Origin of the sequence: Streptomyces sp. x-19, assembly GCF_046549115.1 — a bacterium.
Classification (GTDB): Bacteria; Actinomycetota; Actinomycetes; order Streptomycetales; family Streptomycetaceae; genus Streptomyces; species Streptomyces albulus_C.
In genome coordinates this window covers 1-24,449 of record NZ_JAJPWK010000033.1, presented here as the reverse complement: position 1 = coordinate 24,449, position 24,449 = coordinate 1, and the positions used below count along the sequence as shown (strand labels likewise).

The window sequence follows — 24,449 nt, the reverse complement described above, 5'->3', positions numbered from 1 at the left end:
TCGCCCTCAACCACACCATCGTCCCGGCCGCCGACCACCGCGGCGGCCCGACCAACCGGACAACGGCCGGACCGATCACCCGCTGTGCGCCCGCGGGCTGTTCTTCACCGACGCCGACGGCAACCTGTACGAGGCGATGTCGCCGACGTGAGGGCCGACGGCCCCCCGCGGGCGGCCGCGCGCACTGCCCGCGCGGCCCGCCCCGGGCGTCCTCACTTGCTGACGAAGGTCATGTTCTTCGCGTCGTAGCGGGTGCCGGCGACCTCGTCGGCGGGGGCCGCGGCGTCGATGGCGGCGAGCTCCTCGGCGGAGAGCCGCACGTCGAGCGCCGCGAGGTTCTCCTCCAGGTACTTCCGGCGGCGGGTGCCGGGGATCGGCACGACGTCGTCGCCCCGGTGCTGCACCCAGGCGAGCGCCAACTGGCCTGCGGTGACGCCCTTTTCGGCGGCGAGTTCGTCGAGCTTCGCCACGATGGCGAGGTTCTGCTCCAGGTTGCCGTCCGCGAAGCGGGGCTGGGTGCGCCGCACGTCGGACTCCGACAGGCCCTCGACGGAGGTGTACCGCCCCGTAAGGAAGCCCCGGCCGAGCGGGGAGAACGGGACCAGGCCGATGCCCAGTTCTCGGCAGACCGGCGCGATCTCCTGCTCCAGGTCGCGGGTCCACAGCGACCACTCGCTCTGCAGCGCGGCGATCGGGTGGACCGCGTGGGCCCGCCGGAGGGTGTCCGCACCTGCCTCGGACAGGCCGAGGTGGCGCACCTTGCCCGCCGCGACCAGTTCCGCCATCGCGCCGACGGTCTCCTCGATCGGCACGTCGGGGTCGACGCGGTGCTGGTAGTAGAGGTCGATGTGGTCGACGCCGAGCCGGCGCAGCGAGGCGTCGCACGCCTCGCGGACGTAGGCGGCGTCACCGCGGATCGCGGTCGGCTCGCCGAGCCGGTTGGCGAAGCCGAACTTGGTGGCCAGCACCACCTCGTCGCGCCGCCCGGCGATCGCCCGGCCGATCAGTTCCTCGTTGTGCCCCGCCCCGTAGAAGTCGGCGGTGTCCAACAGGCTGACGCCGAGGTCGAGCGCGTGGCGCAGGGTCGCGATCGACTGGTCGTCGTCGGAGGCGCCGTAGCCGTGGCTCATCCCCATGCACCCGAGCCCCTGCGCGGACACCACGAGTCCCCCAAGGCGGCGGGTGGGAATCTCCGTCATGCTGCTACCTCCTGGCACGTACTGCGAACGGGAACGGGTGCCCCGCGACGGGGCGCCTCTTCGGCCCGGGGCGACCGTCCGCCCCTCGACCTGTCCCCGACGGTAGGAGTTGGAGCGCCCTCCAAGTCAACCGTTCGCCATCGCCGGGGAACGGCCGGGGAACGGCCGGGCATCGGCCGAGGTCAGGCGTCGTCGCCGGCTGTCGCCCGCGGGGCCCGGCGGCCGTGCCGCAGGGCGCGTCCCGCCGGCCCCGCACACAAACCTGCTGGTCCGCACCGTGGTTGCGCGTCCTGCGAGGTCCGTGGGGCTTCGGCACCCGGTCCCCACAGGTCCCTCCTGACTCCTGTTCACCAGGTCGGGTACTGTGGCCCCGGCCGCCGGCGGACACCGTGTCGCCGGCCCGCGCCCGTCCGTGCACGCGCCCGCCCAAGGAGGTGAGACCGATTTCCCGCCAGACCAGGCAGGTGCTTCCGTCTCGCGTCCGTGCGTCCACCGGCTCCAGGTGACCGCCCGACATCCGTGACCCGGGAAGCGCCCCTCGGCATCCCGAAAGGCTCACCAGCATGTCGTCACCCCACCCGTCACCCTCCTCCCGTCCCTCCCCCGCGTCCGGCGTCTCGCTCCCGCCGGCGGCACCGTCCCGGGCCGCCGTCGTCGCCAGGCTCCGCGCCGCCGGCTGCGTCTTCGCCGAGGACGAGGCCGCGCTGCTCGTCGCCGCGGCCCGCACCCCCGACGACCTCGCCGCCATGGTGGAGCGGCGGGCGGTCGGCCACCCCTTGGAACACGTCCTCGGCTGGGCCGAGTTCGGCGGTCTGCGCATCGCCGTCGACCCGGGCGTCTTCGTGCCGCGGCGCCGCACCGAGTACCTGCTGGGCCGGGCCGTCGCCCTCGGGCGCCGGGCCGCCGAGCGGACCGGCCGGCGCACCGTGGCGGTCGACCTGTGCTGCGGCTCGGGCGCGGTGGGGGCGGCCCTGGCCACGGCGCTGGGCGAGGTCGAACTGCACGCCTGCGACATCGAACCGGCCGCGGTGCGCTGCGCCCGGCGCAACGTGGCCGCCGTCGACGGGCGGGTCCACGAGGGCGACCTGTTCGCCGCGCTGCCGGGGCACCTGCGGGGGCGGATCGACGTCCTGACGGCCAACGTCCCCTACGTCCCCACCGAAGAGGTCGGCCTGCTGCCCCCGGAGGCCCGCGACTTCGAACCGTTGGTGGCGCTCGACGGCGGCACGGACGGCCTCGACGTGCTGCGGCGGGTGACCGCTGCGGCGCCCCGGTGGCTGGCGCCGGGCGGCCACCTGCTCTTCGAGACCGGCGAGCGGCAGGCCGACCGGGCCGTCGAGGCCGTCCGGCGCAGCGGCCTGCTGGCCGAGGTGGCCACCTGCGACGAGCGCTACGCCACCGTCGTGATCGGCACCCTGCCGTCCGGCCCGGCCGGGGCCGGAAGCAGGTGAGCGCCCCCGACGGCCCGCCGGTCCCCCGGGGGCGTCAGGCGTCCGCCCACAGCGCGCCACCGCGCCCGGCCACCACCGCCGCGATCCGGGCCAGCGCCTCGGCGGCGGGCAGCGGCGCCGGGCGCCGGCCGTCGCGCAGCCGGAGCGCGACGAGGTCGGCGCCGGCCTCGCGGGGACCGATGACCGCCTGGTAGGGGACGTGTCGGGCGGCGCGGACGCGGGCGCCGAGGGTGCCCTGTGCGGGGTCGGCGAGGGCCGCCCGCAGCCCCCGGTCGACGCAGCGCCGCACCAGGGCTTCGGCGGGCGGGAGTTCGGCCGCGGAGAGCGGGAGCACCGCGACCTGCACGGGCGCCAGCCAGGCGGGGAAGGCGCCGCCGTGTTCCTCGATGAGGTGGGCGACGGCGCGTTCGACGCTGCCGATGACGGCGCGGTGGACCATCACGGGTCGGTGGCGGCTGCCGTCGGGGCCCACGTAGGACAGGTCGAAGCGGCGCGGCTGGTGCAGGTCGACCTGGACGGTGGACAGGGTGGATTCGCGGCCGGCGCGGTCGACGACCTGCACGTCGATCTTGGGGCCGTAGAAGGCCGCCTCGCCGCCGGCGGCCTCGTAGGGCACGCCCGAGGCGTCGAGGGCCTCGGTGAGCAGGGCCGCGGCGCGCCGCCACATCGCGGGGTCGGCGACGTACTTGCCGCCCTCCCCCGGGAGCGAGAGCCGGTAGCGGGCGGCGCGGATGCCGAGGTCGGCGTGGGCGCGGCGGATCAGTTCCAGGGCGGCGCCGGCCTCGTCGGCGACCTGGTCGAGGGCGCAGAAGATGTGCGCGTCGTTGAGCTGGATGGCCCGTACGCGGGTGAGCCCGCCGAGCACACCGGACCGCTCCGAGCGGTACATGCCACCCAACTCGGCCAGACGGAGCGGGAGTTCGCGGTAGCTGTGGGGGCGGGAGCGGTAGATGAGGGCGTGGTGCGGACACAGGCTGGGGCGCAGTACGAGCTGCTCGCCGCCGACGTCCATCGGCGGGAACATGTCCTCGCTGTAGTGGTCCTGGTGCCCGGAGATCTCGTAGAGCTCGCGTTTACCCAGGACGGGCGAGTAGACGTGGTGGTAGCCGGCGCGGCGCTCGACCTCGTGGACGTACTCCTCCAGGGCGTGCCGCACCGCCGCGCCGTCCGGCAGCCAGTAGGGCAGTCCGGCGCCCATCAGGGGGTCGGTGTCGAACAGGTCCAGTGCGCGGCCGAGCCGGCGGTGGTCGTGGACCGGGGTGGCGTTCATGGTGGTCTCCTCACGGGTCGCCCTCGGGGCGAGTGACCACACGGCGAAGCCCCGGGGCACTCGCCCCGGGGCTCGATGACTCACAGGTCAGCGGTCAGCGCGCCGGGACGTCCTCCGGCGTCGTCGTGATCCTCTGGCCCGCGCGCTGCATGCGGCCGACCGTAGCAGCGCGTCCCGGTGTGCCGCACCGGGTTTCTCAGGTGATGAGGTGCGGCAGGAACCGCGCGTACTCGTCGGTGACCAGGCCGGTCGATTCGCGGATGCCGAGTCCGGCCGCCTCGTCCGCCACGACCCAGGCGCCGAGCACCACCCGGTTGCCGTCGAAGTCCGGTAGTGGCGCCAACTCCTGGTAGCAGCAGGGTTCGTCGCGCCGGGACGCGGCTTCTCCCGGTGGGTGGACGGTGACGCCCTCGCCCTCCCGGCCCAGCAGGGGCTTGGCGACGTGGCCGGGGCCGGCGGGCAGGTCGCGGGGGCCGTCCAGGTAGGCGGCGAGGAGGTTGGGGTGGCCGGGGAACAGCTCCCAGAGGATCGCCAGCAGCGCCTTGTTGGACAGCAGCATCTTCCAGGCGGGCTCGATCCACAGGGTGGTGCCGGTGGCACCGCCGTTGTCGAGGGTGTCCAGGACGTGCGGGCCGAAGGCGTCGGTGGCCAGCCACTCCCAGGGGTAGAGCTTGAAGCAGGCCCGGATGAAGCGCAGCCGCTGGTCGACGAAGCGGCCCGAGAGCCGGTCCCAGCCGATCTCCTCCACGGTGATCGCCTCGGTCGCCAGGCCCGCCTGCTCGGCGGTCTCCCGCAGGTAGGCGACGGTCATCAGGTCCTCGCCCAGTTCGTCGGCGGCCGAGTGCGCGAAGTGCAGCGGGGCGCCCGGCGGCAGCAGGGGGGCCTGCTGCTTCCAGGCGTCCACCAGCCGCTCGTGCAGCGAGTTCCACTGGTCGGCGGCCGGGAACCGGTCCTCCATCCAGAACCACTGCGGGCTGGCGGCCTCCACCAGGGAGGTGGGGGTGTCGGCGTTGTACTCCAGCATCTTGGCCGGGCCGGTGCCGTCGTAGCGGAGGTCGAAGCGGCCGTACAGGGAGGGCAGTTCGGCGCGGCGGCGCCACGCCTCGGCGACCCGGGCGATCAGTTGCGGGTCGGTGAGGCCGAGGTCGGCGAACCGGTCGTGGGTGACGATGTGCTCGGCGGCGGCCAGGCACATGCCGTGGAGTTCCTCGACGACCCCTTCCAACTCCTCGATCTCGTCGGCCGAGAAGGAGTAGTACGCGCTCTCGTCCCAATAGGGGCGCAGCGAGTCGTCGGGGTACCGGGTCAGCGGGTAGATCAGGCCCTGGGCCTCGACGAGGGACTGCCAGTGGGGGCGGGGCTCAAGGGTGTGGCGGCGCATCGGGCGGTCAGCCGCCCGAGGAGCCGTGCCGGGATCCGGGGCCGGCGCAGCCGAAGCCGCCCCGGTCGACGGCCTGGCTCTTGCTGAACGTGCCGCCGTCGGCGTGCCGGCCGGAACCGCCGGAGCCGTAGTACCAGCGGCCGCCGGTGGTGGACGACCCCGTCGTGGACGAGCACTGCGACGGGCTGAGCACCCGGTACCCCAGGGCACTGTCGTAGCTCTTGGGGTCCACGCAGCGCTTGTCCGGCTCCGAGCCGCACGAGGTGAGGGCCGCGGCGAGCGCGCCCATGCCGCCGAGGATGACGGTGCTGGAGCGCAGCCGTCGCCGTATCTGTTCCGCTTGTGCCTTCCGTGCCATGGTGGCCACCCCCGTGTGTCCGTACGCGAACAAGCTGTGTTGCCCGCCCACCCTAGGTGGCGCACCGCCCGGCCCGTACGGCGGGCGAGCCCCGTCCGCCCCGCCGCCAGGCCCGCTCCCCCGCTCGCGCCGGCCGCCCGCTATCCGAGGGCGTCCCCGGGGTCCACCCCGGTCATCTCACTGCTCGCCGCCCACAGCCGGCCGGCGACGGCGGTGTCCGCCAGGTTGCGCCAGAGCGGTTCGCGCCGCGGTGCGCCGCGCAGCCCGAAGACCCGGGGCCCCCACAGCTGCCCGCCGCCGACGGCCGGATCGAGCACCGCGCGCACCGCGGGCCACGCCCCGGCGTCCTTGCCCTGGAGGACGACGGCGGCGGGCAGGCCGCGCAGCCAGGCGCCGGCGGTCCGTACGTGCACCGGGGGCCGGGTCGGCGTGCGGGAGTCCAGGGCCCCGCCGGGGTGCACCACCACGCTGGTCACGGTGGAGCCGGCCGCGCGCAGCCGGCGGTCGAGTTCGAGTCCGAAGTGCATCTGCGCCAGCTTGGTGCGGCCGTAGCTGCGCTTGGGCCGGTAGTCGTGCCGGGACTGGAGGTCGGCGAGGTCCAGTTGTTCGGTCTTCGCGGCGAAGCTCCCCGTGGTCACCACCCGGCCCGCGGGTGCGGCCGCCAGCAGCGGCAGCAGCCACCGGGTCAGGGCGAAGTGCCCCAGGTGGTTGGTGCCGAACATCAGCTCGTGGCCGTCGCCGGTCTCCCGGCGCGGCGGATCGTCCAGCGCGACGCCGGCGTTGTGGACGACCGCGTCCAGGTGCGGCCCGAGCGACGCCACCGCCGTCCGCAGCGAGCCGAGGTCGGCGAGGTCCAGCCGCACGGCCCGCACCCGCGCCCCGGGCACCCGGGCGCGGAGCACGGCCAGCGCGGCCTCGGCCTTCGCCGGGTCCCGGCTGCCCAGCACGACGGCGGCGCCGGTCGTGGCGAGTTGTTCGGCGACGAAGTACCCGATGCCCGCGTTGCCCCCGGTGACCAGGACGGTGCGGCCGTCGGCGGGCGGCAACCGATGGACGTCCCAGGGCGGGGCGGGCGGTACGGACGGCATCACGGCGGCTCCTCGCTGCGTCGACGAAACGACCGGCCGGCCCGCCGGTGACGACCGGCGGAACGACCTGCCCACACGATCGCAACGGCCGCCGACAGCCCACCGACCGCTCACCGACCGCTCACCGACAGCCGCCCGACACGGACCCCGCGGCCGTCGGCGCCACCCGGGTCAGCTTCTCGGGGTTGCGGACGTAGTAGAGGCCGGTGATGCGGTCGTCCTCGACGCGGCACGCCAGGATGCCGTCGAGCGCGCCGCCCAGCCGCACGACCAGGGCCGGGCTGCCGTTGACCACGGTGGGGTCGAGGGTCGGCGCGGCCGCGGCCTTGCCGATCCCGCCGACGAGGAAGCGGGCCACCTTGTCCGCACCGGTGATCGGCCGGGGCGCGGCCTGCTTGACGCCGCCGCCGTCGCTCACCAGGACGACGTGCGGCGCGAGCACGTCGAGCAGCCGTTGCGGATCCCCGGTGTCGAGCGCGCGGCGGAACGCCTCCAGGGCCGCCCGGGCCGTGCCCGCCGGGACCACCTCGCGGGGGCGGCGGGCCTCGACGTGCCGCCGGGCGCGGTGGGCGATCTGCCGCACCGCCGCGGGGCTCTTGTCGACGGCCGCCGCGATCTCCTCGTAGGCGACGTCGAACACCTCGCGCAGCACGAAGACGGCGCGCTCCGTCGGCGACAGCGTTTCGAGGACGAGCATGAGCGCCATCGACACGCTCTCGGCGAGTTCGACGTCCTCGGCCACGTCCGGCGTGGTGAGCAGCGGCTCGGGCAACCACGGCCCGACGTACGCCTCCTTGCGCCGCGTCAGGGTGCGCAACCGGTTGAGCGCCTGCCGGGTGGTGATCCGCACCAGGTAGGCGCGCCGGTCGTGCACCTGGTCCACCGCGACCTCGACCCAGCGCAGCCAGGTCTCCTGGAGGACGTCCTCGGCGTCGGCGGCCGAGCCGAGCATCTCGTAGGCGACGGTGAAGAGCAGGTTGCGGTGGGCGACGAACGCCTCGGTCGCCGGATCGCCGGCGCGGTCCTCCGTCATCGGTGGCGCTCCCCGCCACCGGTCGGTCCGGCGGGGGCCGGCCGCCCGTCGCGCTCGCCCCGCAGCTCGGCCTGCCGCCGGCCCTCCTTGAACACCTTGTGCAGGCGGTACGCACCGGGCTTGCGCCCCTCGTCCGCCAGTTGCTTGACGGTGCCCTTGCAGATGAACTCCTTGAGCTTCGCGCCCGGCCGGCCACCGAGGTGGTACTTCTTCGCCGTGTCCTCCTTGGTGGCGAACTGGAAGACGCCGACACGGCGCCCCAGGCTGAGGCACTGGCCGGCGAACCCCACGGTGAGGTCCGCGGGCCGCTGCCCCGCGAGCCGGCTGAGCACCGTGTCGGCGGCGTGCGCGCCGAGCGGACCGGCGGCCTGGCAGCTCATCCGCAACGGCCGGTCCGACGGCGCCGCGGCGTCCCCGGCCGCGACGATGCGCGGGTCGTCCACGCTGGTCAGCGTCTCGTCCGTGAGCAGGCGCCCCAGGGCGTCGGTGCGCAGGCCGCTGCGCACGGCCAGGTCCGGCACGCCGAACCCGGCGGTCCAGATGGTCACCGCGCTCGGCACGGTGCGGCCGTCACCGAGCCGTACGGCATCACGCGTCACCTCCGCCACCTTCGCGCCGGGGCCGTCCAGGACCCGCACCCCGAGCGCGGCCAGCCGCCTGGCGACCGAGCGCCGGCCCCGCGGGTGCAGGTACGGGCCGAGCTGCCCGCCGCAGACCAGGGTGACGGCGCGGCCGAGCTCGGCCAGCTCGGCGGCGGTCTCGATGCCGGTCGGCCCGCCTCCGACGACCGTCACCGCGGTCGCCGCCGGCACGGCGTCGACGAGCGGCCGCAGGCGCCGCGCCTCCTCCAGCGTGGCGATCGGGTGGGCGAACTCGGCCGCGCCGGGCACCCGCGGATCGGCGCTGCCACTGCCCACCGCGTAGACCAGGTAGTCGTAGCCGACCGTGCCGCCGCTCGCCAGCACCACGCCGTGCCCGGCGGCGTCGATCCTCGTCACGGTGTCGACCACCAGCCGGACGCGGGCGCCCAGGACCGCCGCGTAGCCGACGACCGCGTCGTGGGACCCGCCCACCACCTGGTGCAGGCGGATCCGCTCGACGAAGGTCGGGCGCGGGTTGACCAGCGTCACGGTCACGTCGTCGCGCTGGGTCAGACGGTTGGCGGCCATGACGCCGGCGTACCCGCCGCCGACCACGACGACCTCGGTGTTCACGCTCACGGTGCCTCCTCCGGTTCAAGGGGTTCGGCCTCAAGACACCGCAGGCCCGCCGACTGTGACGCGGTGTGACACAGCTCACCGCGCGCGCCGCCGGGCTCCCGCCCCGACACCCCAACGCACCACTCCTGCTAGCGCTTGCTTGCAATAGTTAGCGCTACCGTGCAGTATCGAGGTATGGCATCACTCAATGTCGGCAACCTCGGCGAGTTCCTGCGGGAGCAGCGGCGCACCGCGCAGCTGAGCCTGCGGCAGCTGGCGGATGCCGCGGGGGTGTCCAATCCGTACCTCAGCCAGATCGAGCGCGGGCTGCGCAAGCCGAGCGCGGAGATCCTCCAGCAGCTGGCCAAGGCGCTGCGGATATCCGCCGAGACGCTGTACGTCCAGGCCGGGATCCTGGACGAGCGGCGCGGCCCGGACGGCGCCGGGGTGCAGACCGCGATACTCACCGACCCGTCGTTGAACGAGCGGCAGAAGCAGGTCCTGCTGCAGATCTACGAGTCCTTCCGCAAGGAGAACGGGCTCGGCGGCAGCACCCCGGACGACGACGCCGCACGGCGGTCCGGCGACGGACCCGAGGACGGGGGCCACCCCCATGAGACAGAGGCCGACGGCGGCCCGCACGCCACCTGACGCAACCCATCGTTTCCAGGAGGAACCACGTCATGGCCATCACCACCGATGACCTCCGCAAGGCCCTGACCGACGCGACCCCGCTGTACGCCCTGGCCGGTACCGCCGACCTGGCCGCCGAGAAGCTCGGCGAGGTGCCGCAGCTGGTCGAGAAGATCAAGTCCGAGGCGCCCAAGCACTTCGAGTCGGTCCGCAGCACCGACCCCAAGGACATCCAGTCCCTGGTCACCAAGCAGGCGAAGGAGGCCCAGGAGAAGCTGACCGACCTGCTGGGCTCGCTCGACGGGGACCTGAAGAAGTTCCGCGACCAGGCCCAGGAGCTGGCACTGCGCGGCGTCGGCCGGGCCGCCGAGGTCGCCGTGCAGGCCCGGGAGACCTACGACGAGCTGGCCGAGCGCGGCCGCGGCGCGGTGCAGAACTGGCGCGGCGGCGCCGCCGAGCAGGTCGAGGAGCTGGCGGTGGCGATCGAGCCGGAGCCGAAGGCCGAGGCGAAGAACGGCACCGAGACCGGCGGTCGCGCCAAGACCGTGCCGGCCAACGGGACCCGCCCCGAGGCCAAGGCCACCGCCTCGACCGAGCCGAGGACCGCCACGGCGAAGAAGCCGGCCGCCGCGCGCAAGCCCGCCGCCGGCCCGGCGAAGAAGAGCACCCCGCCGCCGTCTGCGAAGTGAGCCGCCGGTGAGCGGCGGTCATCACACGGGCCGGGCACTCCCCACGTGTCCGGCCCGTTGTCCGGGTACGGTGGGGCCCACGGGAGCCGCACGGACCGAGATGACAGACCGAGTTCCCTGGCGAACTGCGAAGCGAACGGCTAACGGGTGGTGGACGGCGTGCTGATCTACGGGTTCCAGAGCGTTCTGAGCTGGGTGCAACTCGCCCTCGGCATCTACTCCGCAGTGATGCTGATCGACGCGGCGGTGCGCCGCGACGACGCCTACCGCGCGGCCGACAAGCAGAACAAGGCCATGTGGCTGATCTTCCTCGGCGCCGCGACGGCGCTGCTGTTCCTGCTGCCGCTGCTGTCGTTCTTGCCGATCATCGGCATGATCGCGGTGATCGTCTACACCGTCGACGTCCGGCCCGCACTGCGCACGGTGGCCGGCGGTGGCGGCCGCGGCCCCCGCCGCGGCTCCAGCTCGGACGGCCCCTACGGACCGTACAACGGCGGCCGCTGAGGCCCGACGGGCCCGTCTCCGCCCCGGGCCCGGACGGGCCCCGGCGCCCTACCGCCGGTCCAGCAGCAGGACCGCCACGTCATCCGTGAGCTCCCCGCCGTTCAGGGCGCGGACCTCGCGCACCGCGGCCTCCAGCAGTTCGTCGCCCGTCAGGCCGCTCGCCATCTGGCGGGCGACCAGCTCGGTCATCCCGTCCTGCCCCAGCCGGGCGGTGCCCTCGCCGATGCGCCCCTCGATGAGGCCGTCGGTGTACATCAGCAGGCTCCAGGCGGCGCCCAGCTCGACCTGGCGGCGCGGCCAGCGGGCCTCCGGCAGCAGGCCGAGCGCCGGACCGCCGAACTCGTACGGCAGCAGCTCCGGTTGCTCGCCGGCGCGGGCCAGCAGCGGCGCGGGGTGGCCGGCCAGGCACACGCCGGCGCGGTGTCCGTCCTCGGAGATGTCGACGGTGCACAGCGTCGCGAAGATCTCGTCGTCGGAGCGCTCGTTCTCCAGCACCTTCTGCAGGGTGGCCAGCAGTTCGTCGCCGTACAGCCCGGCGAAGGTCAACGCGCGCCAGGCGATGCGGAGTTCGACGCCGAGCGCGGCCTCGTCGGGGCCGTGGCCGCAGACGTCGCCGATCATGGCGTGCACGGTGCCGTCCGGGGTGCGGACGGTGTCGTAGAAGTCGCCGCCCAACAGGGCGCGGCTGCGGCCGGGCCGGTAGCAGGCCGCGAAGCGCAGTTCGGAGCCGTCCAGCAGCGGTGTGGGCAGCAGGCCGCGCTCCAGGCGGGCGTTCTCCTGGGCGCGCAGCCGGGACTCGGTGAGCTGGCGCTGGGCCAGGTCGGCGCGCTTGCGTTCCACGGCGTAGCGCACCGCGCGGCTGAGGACCTTGCCGTCCAGCTCGTCGCGGAAGAGGTAGTCCTGGGCGCCCACCCGCACCGCCTCGGCGGCCCGCTCGGCGTCCGTCTCGCAGGTGAGCACGAGGACGGCCTGTGCCGGCGCCATGCGCAGCACGGCGCGCAGCGCGGCCAACTCGTCTCCGCCCCTGCCGCCGGTGCCGTCGCCCCGGGCCGGGTCGCGGTCCTCGCGGCCGGTCGGCTCGGCGGGGGTGAGGTCGAGCAGGATGCAGTGCACGTCGTCGGTGAGCAGCCGCTCGGCCTCGGTGAGGTTGCGGGCGGTGCGCAGCCGGACCTTGCGGCCGGCCCAGTCCCACATCTCCGGGACGTGACTGTTCGGGTCCTCGCCGATGAGGAGCAGGGTCAGTCCCTGGGCCGGGGGCTCGGGCCTCGGCTCGACGGCGGCGACCGAGGAGAACTCGGCGGCGGGCGCCTCGGACGTGGCGGAGGTCACCGGCTCGGTCGTGGCGCCGGGCGCATGGTCGGCCGGCGGACGGGCAGCGGTCCGACCGTCCACGACCGGGCGCGGCAGCTCGGCCGCCGGCAGGTCGCGGGGCAGCGGGCCGGCCCCGGAGCAGCCCCCGTGCGCGGGCATGCCGACGGCGGCGGCGCGGGCGGTCTCCGCGCAGCCGGAGTCCGCCGGTCCTGCCTGGTGCGGCAGCACGGCCGTCCGCGGGTGCGGTACGGGTACGGGCATGGGTCTGCTTCCTTCCCTCCCCCCGAGGGGTACGGCGACGGGCCGACCGGCACGTCACCGTGCCCAGCTCCACCCTGCTCGTCGGTCAGCCGAGCGGGGGGCGCTACCGGGCATCGAATGGCGACCATAGCGCCCGGACCGCGGCACGCGGAATGCCCTTTGTCACGCGGCGTTCGTCATATGCCAGGGCTGATAGGCCATTTCACCTGGGGTGCCCGGGGCGGGGAATGACGAACATCACCCCGGTCGAGCGCATTCCGCTACCGGATCGCTACCGGAGGCCGGCCGTCGAGCGGCTTGCGGACCGCGGGAAGGAAAACAATGCGTGCGCGGTGGCGCCGCCCGACGCCACCGCCATTTCACCCGCACGACACCGGATGACATTTCGCCCGCACGGTACGGAATACGCGCCCAGAAAATGTCCGGAAACGCTCCGCCCCGGCCGCGGACCCGCGCCGGCTCAGCCGGCGGGCTCCCCGTCCGGCCGGACGACGCCCAGGATCGGCATCGAGCCGGCGCCCGTGATCGTCACCTGCCGGCCCGGGCGCGGTGCGTGCACGATCGCGCCGTCGCCGAGGTACATCCCGACGTGGCTGGCGTCCGAGAAATAGATGACGAGGTCGCCCGGGCGCATATCCTTGAGCGCCACCCGGGGCAGCTGTCGCCACTGCTCCTGCGAGGTGCGCGGAATCGTCCGGCCGGCGGCCTGCCAGGACCGCAGGGTCAGTCCGGAACAGTCGAAGGTGTCCGGTCCGACGGCGCCCCAGACGTAATCCTTGCCGATCTGCGAAGTGGCGTACGAAATCGCCTTCTTGCCCTGGTCGGAGGCTTTGTTGGTGATCTCTTTGAGTACGCCGGAGTCAAGCCATTTCTGCTGGGCGAGCAGCGCCTGGTCGTCCTCCAGTTTCCGCAGTCGTTCCTTTTCCTTGGCGGCCAGTCGGGATTCCAGCTTTTTCGCCGCGTCGATCCTGTCGTTGATCTCCTTGCGGGCGTCGTCCTTCTTCTTGCGGTTGGCTTCCAGTTCCTCCCAGCGGCGACTGGCGTCCTGGGCGTAATTCTCCAAGTCGCTCTTGAGGTGCGTGAGTTGACTGATCACGCCCTTGACGGCCTGCTGTCCCTTGCGGGCCAGATCGACATTGAAGAGGAAGGCTTCCGGGTCGGTGCTGAGCATCAGCTTCGCCTCGGGCGGGATGCCTCCGGTGCGGTACTGGGCGCTGGCCAGCGCACCGGCTCGGCGCTTGAGGGTGGCCAGCCGGCGCTGTGCGGCGTCGATGGTGCGGGCCAGCTCGACGATCTTCTTCTGCTGGAGCTGGACCTGCTCCTCGGCGGCGTTGTAGTCCTCGGTGGCCCGCTCCGCCGTGCGGTAGAGGCCCTCGATCTCCTTGCGGACCTCTTCGAGGTGGCGGGCGTCGCCCCCGGGTGACGGGGTCGGGGTGGGCGTGCGCTGCACCGCCGTCGCCGTCCCGCCGAGCAGGCCCGTCGCACAGAGCACGACCGCGGTGCACACCGCCAGCCGGCCGCCCCGTACGCCCCACCCCGCACCCACGCCCCGAACGCCCTGTTGTGCCCCCTGGCTCCCCACCAGTCACCTCCGGTCGTTCCGCACCGATTCGTGTGCGCGCTCTCGGCGCGGATGCTGCCATACCGACTGGTAATTCGACAGGGCGACGGGCCGTTTCCCGGTGGAGAACGGGTGGTTCGACCCGGAACCCGGCGCTCCGGGGCGGCGCCGCGCACCGGAACCGGGCGCTCCGTCACGGCGCGTCCCGACCGCGCCCGCGGCCCCCGTCCGCGCCCCCGAGCCGGCCGACCGCGCCCGACGACTCCGCACTCAGCTGACGGCCGAGGTTCACCGTGCGTTCACTCCGCTCCATCGGCTGCTTCACCTGATCTGCCTAATTTCGGCCGTACCGAGGGCGTCGGCCCGCCGCCAGGCAACGCGGCCGCACCCCTTTCCGTCACCACTCCGCACGCCGAGGAAACGGCGCGCACCAGGAAGGAACTCTCGACAGTGAAGCTTCAGCGCAAGAACCGGGTTCGCGCCCTCGCCGTTGGCGCTCTCGCCGTCTCCGGTGCCCTGGCCCTGACCGCGTGCGGCTCCGACAACACCACCGGCGGCAGCGGCGGCGGCAGCTCCGCCAAGGCCGCCAACGTCAAGTGCGACGGCAAGGGCAAGCTGCTCGCCTCCGGCTCGTCGGCGCAGAAGAACGCCATGGACGTCTGGGTGCAGAACTACTCCGGCGCCTGCCAGGGCACCGAGATCAACTACCAGCCCACCGGCTCCGGCGCCGGCGTCACCACCTTCCTCCAGGGCCAGACGGCCTTCGCCGGCTCCGACTCGGCGCTCAAGCCCGAGGAGATCGCCAAGTCGAAGACGCTCTGCAAGGGCGGCCAGGCGATCGACCTGCCGATGGTCGGCGGCCCGATCGCGGTCGGCTACAACGTCCCCGGCGTGGACAACCTCGTCCTCGACGCGCCGACCCTGGCGAAGATCTTCGACTCGCAGATCACCAACTGGAACGACGCCGCGATCAAGAAGCTGAACCCGGGTGCCAAGCTCCCCGACCTGAAGATCCAGGCGTTCCACCGCTCCGACGACTCGGGCACCACCGACAACTTCACCAAGTACCTCAAGGCCGCCTCCGGCGGTGCCTGGAAGCACGAGCCGGCGAAGAAGTGGGAGGGCACCGGCGGCCAGGCGGCGTCCGGCTCGGCCGGCGTCTCCTCGCAGGTCAAGCAGACCAGCGGCGCGATCTCCTACTTCGAGCTGTCCTACGCGACCTCCGGCAAGATCCCGACGGTCAAGATCAACACCGGTGCCCAGGCCCCGGTCGAGGCCACCGTCGAGAACGCCTCCAAGGCGATCGCCGAGGCCAAGCCGGCCGGCCAGGGCGCCAACGACCTGGCGCTGAAGCTCAACTACGCCACCAAGGCCGAGGGCGCGTACCCGATCACCCTGGTGACCTACGAGATCGCCTGCGACAAGGGCAACAAGGCCGACACCCTGCCGGCCACCAAGTCCTTCCTGACCTACGTCTCCAGCAAGGACGGCCAGGACGCCCTCAAGGCCCTCGGCTACGCCCCGCTCCCGACCGAGATCGCCGACAAGGTCCGCAAGACCGTCGCGACGCTCTCCTGACCCGCCGGGCGGCGGTCCCGACGACCCGCCGGGACCGCCGCCCATCCGGTGCACCGCCGCGCAGGAGCCCCCGCAGGGCTCCGCAGACCGGAGAAACCCATGGACTACTCACCCCACCCGACAACCGCACCGTCCCCGCCACCGGCCACCGGATCGGTCTCCGGCAAGGCGGTCCGCCCCGGTGACCGGATCTTCCTCGGGCTCTCCCGGGGCTCCGGCATCGCCCTGCTGGTGATCATGGCCGCCATCGCGGCCTTCCTCACCTACCGCTCGGTCCTCGCCATCTCCGGGGACAAGAGCAACTTCTTCACCACCCTGGACTGGAACGCCGTCGGCACCGAGCCCAAGTTCGGCATCGCGGTGCTCGCGTTCGGCACCCTCGTCAGCTCGGTCGTCGCGATGCTCATCGCGGTGCCGGTCGCGGTCGGCATCGCCCTGTTCATCTCGCACTACGCGCCGCGCAGGCTGGCCTCGCCGCTGGGCTACGTCATCGACCTGCTCGCCGCGGTCCCCAGCATCGTCTACGGCCTGTGGGGCGCGCTCTTCCTCGTCCCGCACCTGAGCGGCCTCTACGGCTGGCTGAACGACTTCCTCGGTTGGACCGGGATCTTCAGCTACAGCAACGGGGCCGCCCGTTCGCTGTTCACCGTCGGCATCCTGCTCGCGATCATGATCCTGCCGATCGTGACCAGCGTCAGCCGCGAGGTCTTCCTCCAGGTCCCGCGGATGCACGAGGAGGCCGCACTGGCCCTCGGCGCCACCCGCTGGGAGGTCATCCGGATGTCGGTGCTGCCGTTCGGCCGCTCCGGCGTCATCAGCGCCTCCATGCTGGGCCTGGGCCGGGCACTGGGCGAGACGATGGCCGTCGCCACCGTCCTCTCCCCGAGCTTCCTGATCAACGCCAGCCTGCTGGACCCGGGCGGCGGCACCTTCGCCCAGAACATCGCCAGCAAGTTCAGCGAGGCCGACACCTTCGGCCAGGACGCTCTGATCGCCTCCGGCCTCGTCCTCTTCGTGATCACCCTGCTCGTCAACGGCGCGGCCCGGCTGATCATCGCCCGCCGCAAGGAGTACTCGGGGGCCTCCTCATGACCGTCGCCACCAGCCACCGCCACCGCAAGGTCGCCGAGCCGCGCACCCCGCTCGCGCTCAAGCAGTCCCGGCTGCCGCGCTGGACCCTGCCGGTCCTCGCCCTGGTCGCCGTCGCCGCCGGCTGCGGCACCGGCCTGGCCGCCGGCCTGGACTCGGCCGTCCAGTGGGGACTGATCGCCGCACTGCTCTTCGTCGTCGGCACGTTCCTGCTGACCGCGGCCGTCGAGGGCGGCCGACAGGCCAAGGACCGGCTGGCCACCACCGTCGTGTGGACCGCCTTCCTGCTCGCCGTCGTCCCGCTCGCCTCGCTGCTGTGGGAGACCGTCGACCGTGGCCGCAAGGTCCTCAACGGGTACTTCCTGTCCCACTCGATGGGCACGCTGCCCGACGCGTTGCCCGGCGGCGGCGTCTACCACGCGATCATCGGCACCCTGGAGCAGGTGGGCCTGGCGACCCTGATCGCCGCCCCGCTCGGCCTGCTGACCGCCATCTACCTCGTCGAGTACGGCCGCGGCACGCTCGCGAAGGTCGTCACCTTCTTCGTCGACGTGATGACCGGCATCCCCTCGATCGTCGCCGGCCTGTTCGTCCTCTCCGTGTGGATCCTGATCCTCGGCTTCGGCCCGTCCGGCTTCGCCGGTTCGATGGCGCTGGCGATCCTGATGATGCCGGTCGTGGTCCGCTCCACCGAGGAGATGCTCAAGCTCGTCCCGAACGAGCTGCGCGAGGCGTCCCTGGCCCTCGGCATCCCGAAGTGGCGCACGATCCTCAAGGTCGTCCTGCCGACCTCGATCGGCGGCATCACCACCGGCGTGATGCTCGCCATCGCCCGCATCACCGGCGAGACCGCCCCGGTGCTGCTGCTGGTCTGGGGCGCCAAGACGATCAACAACAACCCCTTCGACGGCGCCCAGCAGTCCCTGCCGCTCTACGTCTTCCAGCAGTGGCAGCAGGGCTCCGACGCCTCCTACGACCGGGCCTGGGCCGCGGCACTCGTGCTGATCGCCTTCGTCATGGTCCTCAACCTGGTGGCCCGCGGCATCGCCCGCTGGAAGGCCCCCAAAGCCGGCCGCTGACCGAGCCGCGAACAGAAAGAAGCAGTGATTTCCATGGCCAAGCGAATCGACGTCAGCGGCCTGAACGCGTACTACGGCGCCCACAAGGCCATCGACGACATCTCCATGACCGTCGAGCCGCGCTCGGTGACCGCCTTCATCGGCCCCTCCGGCTGCGGCAAGTCGACCTTCCTGCGCACCCTGAACCGGATGCACGAGGTCACCCCCGGCGGCCGCGTCGAGGGCAAGGTGATGCTGGACGACGAGAACCTCTACGGCTCCGGCGTCGACCCGGTCGCCGTCCGCCGCACCGTCGGCATGGTCTTCCAGCGCCCCAACCCGTTCCCCACGATGTCGATCTTCGACAACGTCGCGGCCGGGCTGCGCCTGAACGGCAAGTACCGCAAGAGCGAGCTCAAGGACGTCGTCGAGCGCTCCCTGAAGGGCGCCAACCTCTGGAACGAGGTCAAGGACCGCCTGAACAAGCCCGGCTCGGGCCTCTCCGGCGGCCAGCAGCAGCGGCTGTGCATCGCCCGCGCCATCGCGGTCGAGCCGCAGGTGCTGCTGATGGACGAGCCCTGCTCGGCGCTCGACCCGATCTCCACCCTCGCCATCGAGGACCTGATCGGGGAGTTGAAGGAGCGCTTCACGATCGTCATCGTGACGCACAACATGCAGCAGGCCGCGCGGGTCTCGGACCGCACCGCGTTCTTCAACCTGGCGGCCGTCGGCAAGCCCGGCAAGCTCATCGAGATCGACGAGACCGAGCGGATCTTCTCCAACCCGTCGGTCCAGGCCACCGAGGACTACATCTCCGGCCGCTTCGGCTGAGCCGTCGGCCGCCCCCGGTGTCCTGCGGTGCTGCATGGCGGTGCCACCACAGGACGAAGGGCCCGCCCCTCACCCGGGGGCGGGCCCTTCACCATCTGCGGACCGGGGACCGGTCGTCAGCCGAACGCCAGCTTGATCAGCCAGAACACCAGGGCGGCGACGAGCGCCGCGGCCGGCATCGTGATGAACCAGCCCATCACGATGTTCTTGGCCACGCCCCAGCGCACCGCACGCGGGCGCTTGGTCGAGCCGACGCCCATGATCGAGGCGGTGATGACGTGCGTGGTGGAGATCGGCGCGTGGAACAGGAACGACGCCACGTACATCACCGAGGCGGACGTGGTCTCCGCGGCGAAGCCCTGCGGCGGGTCCAGCTCGATGATCCGCCGGCCCAGGGTCCGCATGATCCGCCAACCGCCCGCGTACGTACCGAGCGACATGGTGATCGCGCAGGCCAGCTTGACCCACAGCGGAATGGCGTCGTCGGCCGTCTCGACGTCGGCGATGACCAGCGCCATCACCACGACGCCCATGGTCTTCTGGGCGTCCTGGAGACCGTGCCCGAGCGCCATGCCCGCCGCCGAGACGGTCTGCGCTATGCGGAAGCCGCGCTTGGCCTTGTGCGGGTTGGCCTTCCGGAACAGCCAGAGGATGGCCACCATCACCAGGTAGCCGAGCACCAGCCCGATCACCGGCGAGATGAACATCGGCAGGACGACCTTCTCGATCACGCCGGACCAGATCACCTGCGTCCCGCCGGCCAGCGCCGCGCCGACCAGGCCGCCGAAGAGCGCGTGCGAGGACGAGGACGGCAGGCCGAAGTACCAGGTGACGAGGTTCCAGACGACCGCGCCGAGCAGCCCGGCGAAGAGGATGCCCATCCCCTTGCTGCCGTGCGGGGTCGCGATCAGCCCCTCGCTGACCGTCTTGGCGACGCCGCTGCCCAGGAAGGCACCGGCGAGGTTCATCACGGCCGCCATCGCCAGCGCGGCCCGCGGGGTCAGGGCACGCGTCGAGACCGAGGTCGCGATCGCGTTCGCCGAGTCGTGGAAGCCGTTGGTGTAGGTGAATCCGAGCGCGACCGCGATGGTCACGATGAGCGCGAAGGTGTCCATGGCCGGCGCTCAGGACTCCTTGACCGCGATGGTCTCGACCGTGTTGGCGACGTGCTCGAAGGCGTCCGCCGCCTCCTCCAGGATGTCCACGATCTGCTTGAGCTTGAGCACCTCGATGGCGTCGTACTTGCCGTTGAAGAGGTGGGCCAGCAGCTTGCGGTGGATCTGGTCGGCCTGGTTCTCCAGGCGGTTGACCTCGATCCAGTACTCGGTGAGGTTCGCCATCGTGCGGAGGTTCGGCATCGCCTCGGCGGTCAGCTCCGCCGCCCGCGCCAGCACCTCGATCTGCTGCTCGACGCCCTTGGGGAGTTCCTCCACCTTGTAGAGGACGACCAGGTCGACGGCCTCCTCCATGAAGTCCATGATGTCGTCGAGCGACGAGGCGAGGGCGTAGATGTCCTCGCGGTCGAACGGCGTGATGAACGAGGAGTTCAGCTGGTGGAAGATCGCGTGCGTCGCGTCGTCCCCTGCGTGCTCGGCCGCGCGCATCCGTTCGGCGATCTCGGCCCGTGCGGAGGAGTCCGCCCCGAGCATTTCCATCAGGAGTTTGGAGCCGGTGACGATGTTGTCGGCGGACGCCGCGAACATGTCATAGAAGCTCGTCTCCCTGGGGGTCAGACGAAAGCGCACGTGAAATCCTCGGGGTGCATCGGATTCGGTCGAGTTGATGCTAGGCGCATCATCCAGCCACAGCTAACCCAGCTAACCGGCATTCCCTCAGTGTCGCCCATCGGGCAGCATGCTCTGCACGGGGTACCGCGAGTGCCCGAAAATTTCGGTACGATATACCCGCCGGGGGTATACGGATCGCTTCAATACCACGGGAGATGGCCATGACGACCACGGACGCGGGCACCAGCGGCGGCACCGCAGCCGCCGCGGCCTGCCACGGCTCCCCGCCGGAAACCGCCCCCCGCACCGCCCCCGGATCTGTGACCGATAACGCTGTGGGGACTCCGGCGCCGGGCGGTCACGGCTACGCCAAGCAAAAGGACGCGCACATCAAGCGACTGCGCCGCATCGAGGGCCAGATCCGCGGTCTGCAGCGCATGCTCGAAGAAGACGTCTACTGCATCGACATACTCACCCAGGTCTCGGCCAGCACGAAGGGCCTGCAATCCTTCGGCCTCCAACTGCTGGAGGAGCACCTGCGGCACTGCGTCGCCGACGCCGCCGCCCAGGGACCGGACGCCGTCGACGCCAAGGTCCAGGAGGCGACCAAGGCGATCGAGCGGATGCTGCGCAGCTGACCGCCGCGCGGCCGGGCCCGTCAGGGCGCGTCCGGCGCCTGTCGATCGGGCCGGTCCCCGCGCAGGGCGCCGGCCACGTGCAGGAGCTCGTCGATCCGGTCGGTGCTGAGCCGGTCCTCGCTCGCGGCCGCCGCCGCGATCATCAACTCACCGGTGAGGTCGATCTCGGTGAGGGCGACCTGGTCCTGAACCGTCGGATGGCGATGGGCGGGCACGTCCGACACCTCCTCCCTTCGAGCGCCTTCCCACGCCGTGGTGGTTACCGCCAGGGTAAGGAGGGCCACCCGCCCCGCACATGACACGGAAGGACCATTTCCGCGCCCCGGCCCGCGCCGTCGCGCCTACGCGGACGCCGCGGAGATCTTCCCGGTGAAGATGTCGCGCCGGTCCGGCAGCCGCACCACGACCGGGCTGCCGAACGCGTAGAGCTCGGTCGTGGAGGTCACCGACGCCCCCGCCGGCACCCCGTTGGCGAACCGGAACCGCTGGCGCACCTTGCGCAACCGCCCGGCATCGTCCACGTAGGCGTCGAACGGCACCACCATGGTGGTGAACCCTTTTTCCGCCGCCACCAGCGCGGGCCGGGTCCGCGCCGACGCCCGCCCGGCGGCCGCCGCCAGATCGGTCGTACCGCGGTAGTGCCGCACCGGCACCCCGCCCCACCGCTCCTGCCCCTGGAACGTCACCTCCCGCACGCCGCGCAGGAGTTCGGCGGCGGCCAGCGGATCCGTCGCCCCGCCGGTGACGAGGTTCCCGTCGGGCAGCGTCGCGGTGTCCACCCGCACCCACTTGTCGGCCGGCACCCCCGCCCCGCGGTTCTTCATGAACAGCGCACCGGGCGCCAGGACCTCGGTGATCGGCTGGTTGCCGCCGCTGGGCTTGCCCTTCAGATCCGGCAGTACCAAGCGCAGTTGCCCGCTGGCGGTCGCGAAGTCGTAGCCGCCCGCCCCCCGGATCGCCACCAGCGTCCCGCCGCTGACCGTCTCCATCGCCGTCCGCACCCTGGCCGTGCCGGCCCGCAGCAGCGCCTCGACGCTGCGCCGCAGTTCCACCGCGGCCGGCGCCCGCGCGGGCGCCACCTGGTCGTCCGCCGCCGCGCCGTTCGGGGAACAGCCCGCCGTCGCCAGCAGCCCCGCCATCAGTCCCGTCCCGCACACCACGGCCGCGGCGACCGCGCCACCTCGCCTGTCCTGCACCACCATGCGTACGAGCCCCCTCGGCCGCCGTGCTCGGGACCGCCTGGGCCGGCCGGTCCGCTCGGGACGGTCGGACGTCCCGCCCCCGACTCGTCTGACGGTGCGTCGACCGCACCGTTCAACGACCGTGACGGGGCCCCGTCACGCAACGACACCTGGGGCGCGTAGCGTGGCCGGGTGCCCGAACCAGCCCCGCACCGCACCTCCACCACCGAGCGCGGCTCCTTCTGCCTGGCCCGCTGCGACTGCGGCTGGACCGGAATGGCCCGCCGCGCCCGCTCCCAGGCCCGGACCGATGCCGAGCGTCACGCGGCGGCTGCGCACGGCGGTCCCGACGCCGTGGTGGACCGCCCCGTGGAATGACCCGGTCCGTTCCGGGAACCCGTCACCCCCCGCGCCGCATCTGGGTAATGAGGGGCACAACAGCACCACGCGGTAACGGACTTCACTCGCGTACCGGACGACACGGAACAACGGGAGCGTTACCGGCCGACCCACAGGTGCGATGCCCCGGCACACCCCCCGCGCCCACCGGCCGGACGACCGGCGGGCCGGGACCGGACCGTACGACAACCAAGGGGGATCCATCCCAGTGAAGCGGCGCACACTCCTGACGGCCGGCGGCGGACTCGCGGCCACCTCCCTCGCCTGGACCACCGGCTGCGAGGCCCCCGGCGGCCCCACCGCGGCGGCCTCCTCCAGCGGGACCACAGGCGCCATGAACAGCGCGGCGGCCGCCAGAACCCCCGCCACCCAAACCGCCTGGAACGCACTCGGCAAGGGCCTCGACGGCGATCTGATACGCGCCTCAGACGCCTCCTACGCCACCGCCCGCCGCCTGTACAACACCCGCTTCGACACCCTGAAGCCGTCCGCCATCGCCTACGTCAAACACCCCGGCGACATCGCCGAGTGCCTCGCCTTCGCCCGCCGCTACGACGCCCCCGTCGCCATCCGCAGCGGCGGCCACTCCTACGCCGGCTTCTCCAGCGGCAACGGCAAACTCATCATCGACGTCTCGGCGCTCGACAAGGTCGGCGCACCGACCGGCGGCACCACCCGGATCGGAGCCGGCGCCAAACTCATCGACGTCTACGAGGGCCTCGCCCCGCACGGCGTCACGGTCCCCGGCGGCTCCTGCCCCACCGTCGGCATATCCGGCCTCACGCTCGGCGGCGGCCACGGCGTGGTCTCCCGCGCGTACGGACTGACCTGCGACAGCCTGGTCGGCGCCACCGTCGTCACCGCCGACGGCAAGACCGTCGACTGCGACCAGGACCACCACCCCGAGCTCTTCTGGGCCCTGCGCGGCGCCGGCAACGGCAACTTCGGCGTGGTCACCGAACTCCGCTTCCGCACCCACCCGGCGCCCCGCGCGGTAATGGCATACATGACCTGGCCATGGGCCAAGGCCGCCGCGGTGCTCGGATCCTGGCAGAAGTGGGGCCCGGACCAGCCCGACGAGATATGGTCCACCGCCCACTTCGACGCCCGCCCCGGCGGCACCCCGGCAGTCTCCGTCGCGGCCTTCTCCCTCGGCAGCCACCACGACCTGCAGAACGCCGTCGACAAACTCGCCGACCAGCCCGGCGGCCCCGGCCCGGCCACCCGCGTCCACCTCACCCCGATCGGCTACCTGGACGCCATGGAGGCATACGCGGGCTGCTCCTCGAAGTCCACCGCCCAGTGCCACATGCCGGGCACCCTGCCCGGCCACACCGGCGCCGGATCACTCGGCCGCGAAACCTACGCCGCCCGCTCGCACTTCTTCGACCGCAACCTGTCCGCGGCCGGCGTCCAGAGCCTCCTGGCCCAGATCGAAAGCGGCGGCCACAAGGGCGTCACCGGCAACGTCGCACTGACCGCACTCGGCGGCGCGATCAACCGCGTCGGCACCGCCGACACCGCGTTCGTCCACCGCCGCTCCCGCTTCCTCGCCCAGTACCTGACCTCCTGGCCCGCCGGCGGCTCCGGCGCCGCCGGCACCGCATGGCTCGACGCCTTCCACAGCGCGATGCAGCGCCACTCCTCGGGCGCCGCCTACCAGAACTACACCGACGCCGGCCTGGCCAACTGGAAGTCCGCCTACTACGGGACCGCCACCACCCGCCTCGACAAGGTCAAGCAGACCTACGACCCACAACGACTGTTCAGCACGTTCGCGCAGGCGCTCTGACGGGGTTTGCGTTGCTTCCCACGTTGTCGGCTTTCCCGCCGTGAGGGTTGCCGTTTGCGCCTGGCGGCGCGGGCGTGGTCGGCTGTCCCGCCGTGGGGGTTGCCGTTTTTGCGCCTGCGGCGCGGGGCGTTGTCCGCTGCGCGGGGCTGTTGGGTGCCGGTGGCGGGCCGGAGGGGGTGGTGTGCAGGACTGCTGCGCTTTACGTCCTGCACACCACC

The 24,449-nt window shown here is 72.6% G+C and carries 24 protein-coding genes; 11 read left to right on the top strand and 13 right to left on the bottom strand.

What is annotated here, in order from left to right; genetic code table 11:
• Positions 1-212 precede the first annotated feature (212 nt).
• Positions 213-1,199, bottom strand: a complete 987-nt coding sequence (locus ACLJT4_RS38155) for an aldo/keto reductase (protein ID WP_411129659.1) — start codon at positions 1,197-1,199, stop codon at positions 213-215.
• Between the two features lie 563 nt (positions 1,200-1,762).
• On the opposite strand from ACLJT4_RS38155, the gene ACLJT4_RS38150 reads away from it, so the two are divergent.
• A complete protein-coding gene (locus ACLJT4_RS38150) occupies positions 1,763-2,650 on the top strand; it encodes a putative protein N(5)-glutamine methyltransferase (RefSeq protein ID WP_411129657.1) in 888 nt (295 codons plus the stop codon).
• 34 nt (positions 2,651-2,684) lie between these two features.
• Here ACLJT4_RS38150 and thrS read toward each other — a convergent pair whose 3' ends face one another.
• The 6 genes from thrS to ACLJT4_RS38120 all read right to left on the bottom strand — a co-directional run bounded on the left by thrS (position 2,685) and on the right by ACLJT4_RS38120 (position 9,000).
• Positions 2,685-3,920, bottom strand: coding sequence for a threonine--tRNA ligase (gene thrS / locus ACLJT4_RS38145; protein ID WP_411129655.1), 1,236 nt, complete (start codon positions 3,918-3,920; stop codon positions 2,685-2,687).
• 196 nt (positions 3,921-4,116) lie between these two features.
• A complete protein-coding gene (locus ACLJT4_RS38140; protein WP_411129653.1) occupies positions 4,117-5,301 on the bottom strand; it encodes a glutathionylspermidine synthase family protein in 1,185 nt (394 codons plus the stop codon).
• Positions 5,302-5,308: 7 nt separating this feature from the next.
• Complete coding sequence (locus tag ACLJT4_RS38135) at positions 5,309-5,659, bottom strand: hypothetical protein (protein ID WP_411129651.1); 351 nt, start codon at positions 5,657-5,659, stop codon at positions 5,309-5,311.
• Positions 5,660-5,799: 140 nt separating this feature from the next.
• Entirely contained in the window at positions 5,800-6,747 is a 948-nt protein-coding gene (locus ACLJT4_RS38130) for an SDR family NAD(P)-dependent oxidoreductase (RefSeq protein WP_411129649.1), read from the bottom strand.
• Positions 6,748-6,868: 121 nt separating this feature from the next.
• Positions 6,869-7,780 carry an RNA polymerase sigma-70 factor gene (locus ACLJT4_RS38125; RefSeq protein ID WP_411129647.1) on the bottom strand — a complete coding sequence of 304 codons (912 nt, stop codon included), beginning with the start codon at positions 7,778-7,780 and terminating at the stop codon, positions 6,869-6,871.
• On the bottom strand, positions 7,777-9,000 hold the full coding sequence (locus ACLJT4_RS38120) for an NAD(P)/FAD-dependent oxidoreductase (RefSeq protein WP_411129645.1): 1,224 nt from the start codon (positions 8,998-9,000) through the stop codon (positions 7,777-7,779). Before ACLJT4_RS38120 ends, ACLJT4_RS38125 begins: the two co-directional genes overlap by 4 nt.
• A gap of 174 nt (positions 9,001-9,174) precedes the next feature.
• Here ACLJT4_RS38120 and ACLJT4_RS38115 point away from each other — a divergent pair, with 174 nt between their 5' ends.
• The 3 genes from ACLJT4_RS38115 (at position 9,175) to ACLJT4_RS38105 (ending at position 10,805) form a co-directional block, all read left to right on the top strand.
• Entirely contained in the window at positions 9,175-9,630 is a 456-nt protein-coding gene (locus tag ACLJT4_RS38115) for a helix-turn-helix domain-containing protein (protein ID WP_016578749.1), read from the top strand.
• 32 nt (positions 9,631-9,662) lie between these two features.
• Complete coding sequence (locus ACLJT4_RS38110) at positions 9,663-10,301, top strand: hypothetical protein (RefSeq protein ID WP_411129643.1); 639 nt, start codon at positions 9,663-9,665, stop codon at positions 10,299-10,301.
• A gap of 159 nt (positions 10,302-10,460) precedes the next feature.
• Positions 10,461-10,805, top strand: a complete 345-nt coding sequence (locus ACLJT4_RS38105; protein ID WP_411129641.1) for a DUF2516 family protein — start codon at positions 10,461-10,463, stop codon at positions 10,803-10,805.
• Positions 10,806-10,853: 48 nt separating this feature from the next.
• On the opposite strand, the gene ACLJT4_RS38100 is transcribed toward ACLJT4_RS38105, so the two are convergent.
• A complete protein-coding gene (locus ACLJT4_RS38100; protein ID WP_411129639.1) occupies positions 10,854-12,377 on the bottom strand; it encodes a SpoIIE family protein phosphatase in 1,524 nt (507 codons plus the stop codon).
• Between the two features lie 460 nt (positions 12,378-12,837).
• Complete coding sequence (locus ACLJT4_RS38095) at positions 12,838-13,923, bottom strand: NlpC/P60 family protein (protein WP_411129637.1); 1,086 nt, start codon at positions 13,921-13,923, stop codon at positions 12,838-12,840.
• 465 nt (positions 13,924-14,388) lie between these two features.
• Here ACLJT4_RS38095 and pstS point away from each other — a divergent pair, with 465 nt between their 5' ends.
• From pstS to pstB, 4 genes are all read left to right on the top strand, one after another.
• Positions 14,389-15,516, top strand: coding sequence for a phosphate ABC transporter substrate-binding protein PstS (pstS, locus tag ACLJT4_RS38090; RefSeq protein WP_411129635.1), 1,128 nt, complete (start codon positions 14,389-14,391; stop codon positions 15,514-15,516).
• A 99-nt stretch (positions 15,517-15,615) separates the two neighbouring features.
• Positions 15,616-16,608 carry a phosphate ABC transporter permease subunit PstC gene (gene pstC, locus ACLJT4_RS38085; protein ID WP_411129633.1) on the top strand — a complete coding sequence of 331 codons (993 nt, stop codon included), beginning with the start codon at positions 15,616-15,618 and terminating at the stop codon, positions 16,606-16,608.
• The gene (pstA, locus tag ACLJT4_RS38080) at positions 16,605-17,684 is read left to right on the top strand and encodes a phosphate ABC transporter permease PstA (RefSeq protein WP_411129631.1); all 1,080 of its coding nucleotides are present in this window, start codon (positions 16,605-16,607) and stop codon (positions 17,682-17,684) included. The genes pstC and pstA overlap by 4 nt, the downstream gene beginning before the upstream one ends.
• 33 nt (positions 17,685-17,717) lie before the next feature.
• Complete coding sequence (gene pstB / locus ACLJT4_RS38075) at positions 17,718-18,494, top strand: phosphate ABC transporter ATP-binding protein PstB (RefSeq protein ID WP_016570946.1); 777 nt, start codon at positions 17,718-17,720, stop codon at positions 18,492-18,494.
• Positions 18,495-18,610: 116 nt separating this feature from the next.
• Here the strand turns inward: pstB and ACLJT4_RS38070 are convergent, their stop codons facing one another.
• Both ACLJT4_RS38070 and ACLJT4_RS38065 read right to left on the bottom strand, forming a co-directional pair.
• Positions 18,611-19,609: an inorganic phosphate transporter gene (locus ACLJT4_RS38070; protein WP_016570947.1), complete on the bottom strand. Its 999-nt coding sequence runs from the start codon at positions 19,607-19,609 to the stop codon at positions 18,611-18,613.
• Positions 19,610-19,618: 9 nt separating this feature from the next.
• Positions 19,619-20,239 (bottom strand): DUF47 domain-containing protein, encoded by a 621-nt coding sequence (locus tag ACLJT4_RS38065; RefSeq protein WP_411129628.1) that lies wholly within the window; start codon positions 20,237-20,239, stop codon positions 19,619-19,621.
• A 203-nt stretch (positions 20,240-20,442) separates the two neighbouring features.
• Between ACLJT4_RS38065 and ACLJT4_RS38060 the strand changes: the two genes are divergently transcribed.
• Positions 20,443-20,859 (top strand): metal-sensitive transcriptional regulator, encoded by a 417-nt coding sequence (locus ACLJT4_RS38060; RefSeq protein WP_020963595.1) that lies wholly within the window; start codon positions 20,443-20,445, stop codon positions 20,857-20,859.
• A 20-nt stretch (positions 20,860-20,879) separates the two neighbouring features.
• On the opposite strand, the gene ACLJT4_RS38055 is transcribed toward ACLJT4_RS38060, so the two are convergent.
• Both ACLJT4_RS38055 and ACLJT4_RS38050 read right to left on the bottom strand, forming a co-directional pair.
• On the bottom strand, positions 20,880-21,083 hold the full coding sequence (locus ACLJT4_RS38055) for a hypothetical protein (protein WP_411129626.1): 204 nt from the start codon (positions 21,081-21,083) through the stop codon (positions 20,880-20,882).
• Positions 21,084-21,200: 117 nt separating this feature from the next.
• The gene (locus ACLJT4_RS38050) at positions 21,201-22,061 is read right to left on the bottom strand and encodes a hypothetical protein (protein WP_411129624.1); all 861 of its coding nucleotides are present in this window, start codon (positions 22,059-22,061) and stop codon (positions 21,201-21,203) included.
• 171 nt (positions 22,062-22,232) lie between these two features.
• Between ACLJT4_RS38050 and ACLJT4_RS38045 the strand changes: the two genes are divergently transcribed.
• The gene (locus ACLJT4_RS38045) at positions 22,233-22,418 is read left to right on the top strand and encodes a hypothetical protein (protein ID WP_411129622.1); all 186 of its coding nucleotides are present in this window, start codon (positions 22,233-22,235) and stop codon (positions 22,416-22,418) included.
• A 229-nt stretch (positions 22,419-22,647) separates the two neighbouring features.
• Entirely contained in the window at positions 22,648-24,231 is a 1,584-nt protein-coding gene (locus tag ACLJT4_RS38040; RefSeq protein WP_411129620.1) for an FAD-binding oxidoreductase, read from the top strand.
• The last annotated feature ends 218 nt before the right edge of the window (positions 24,232-24,449 follow it).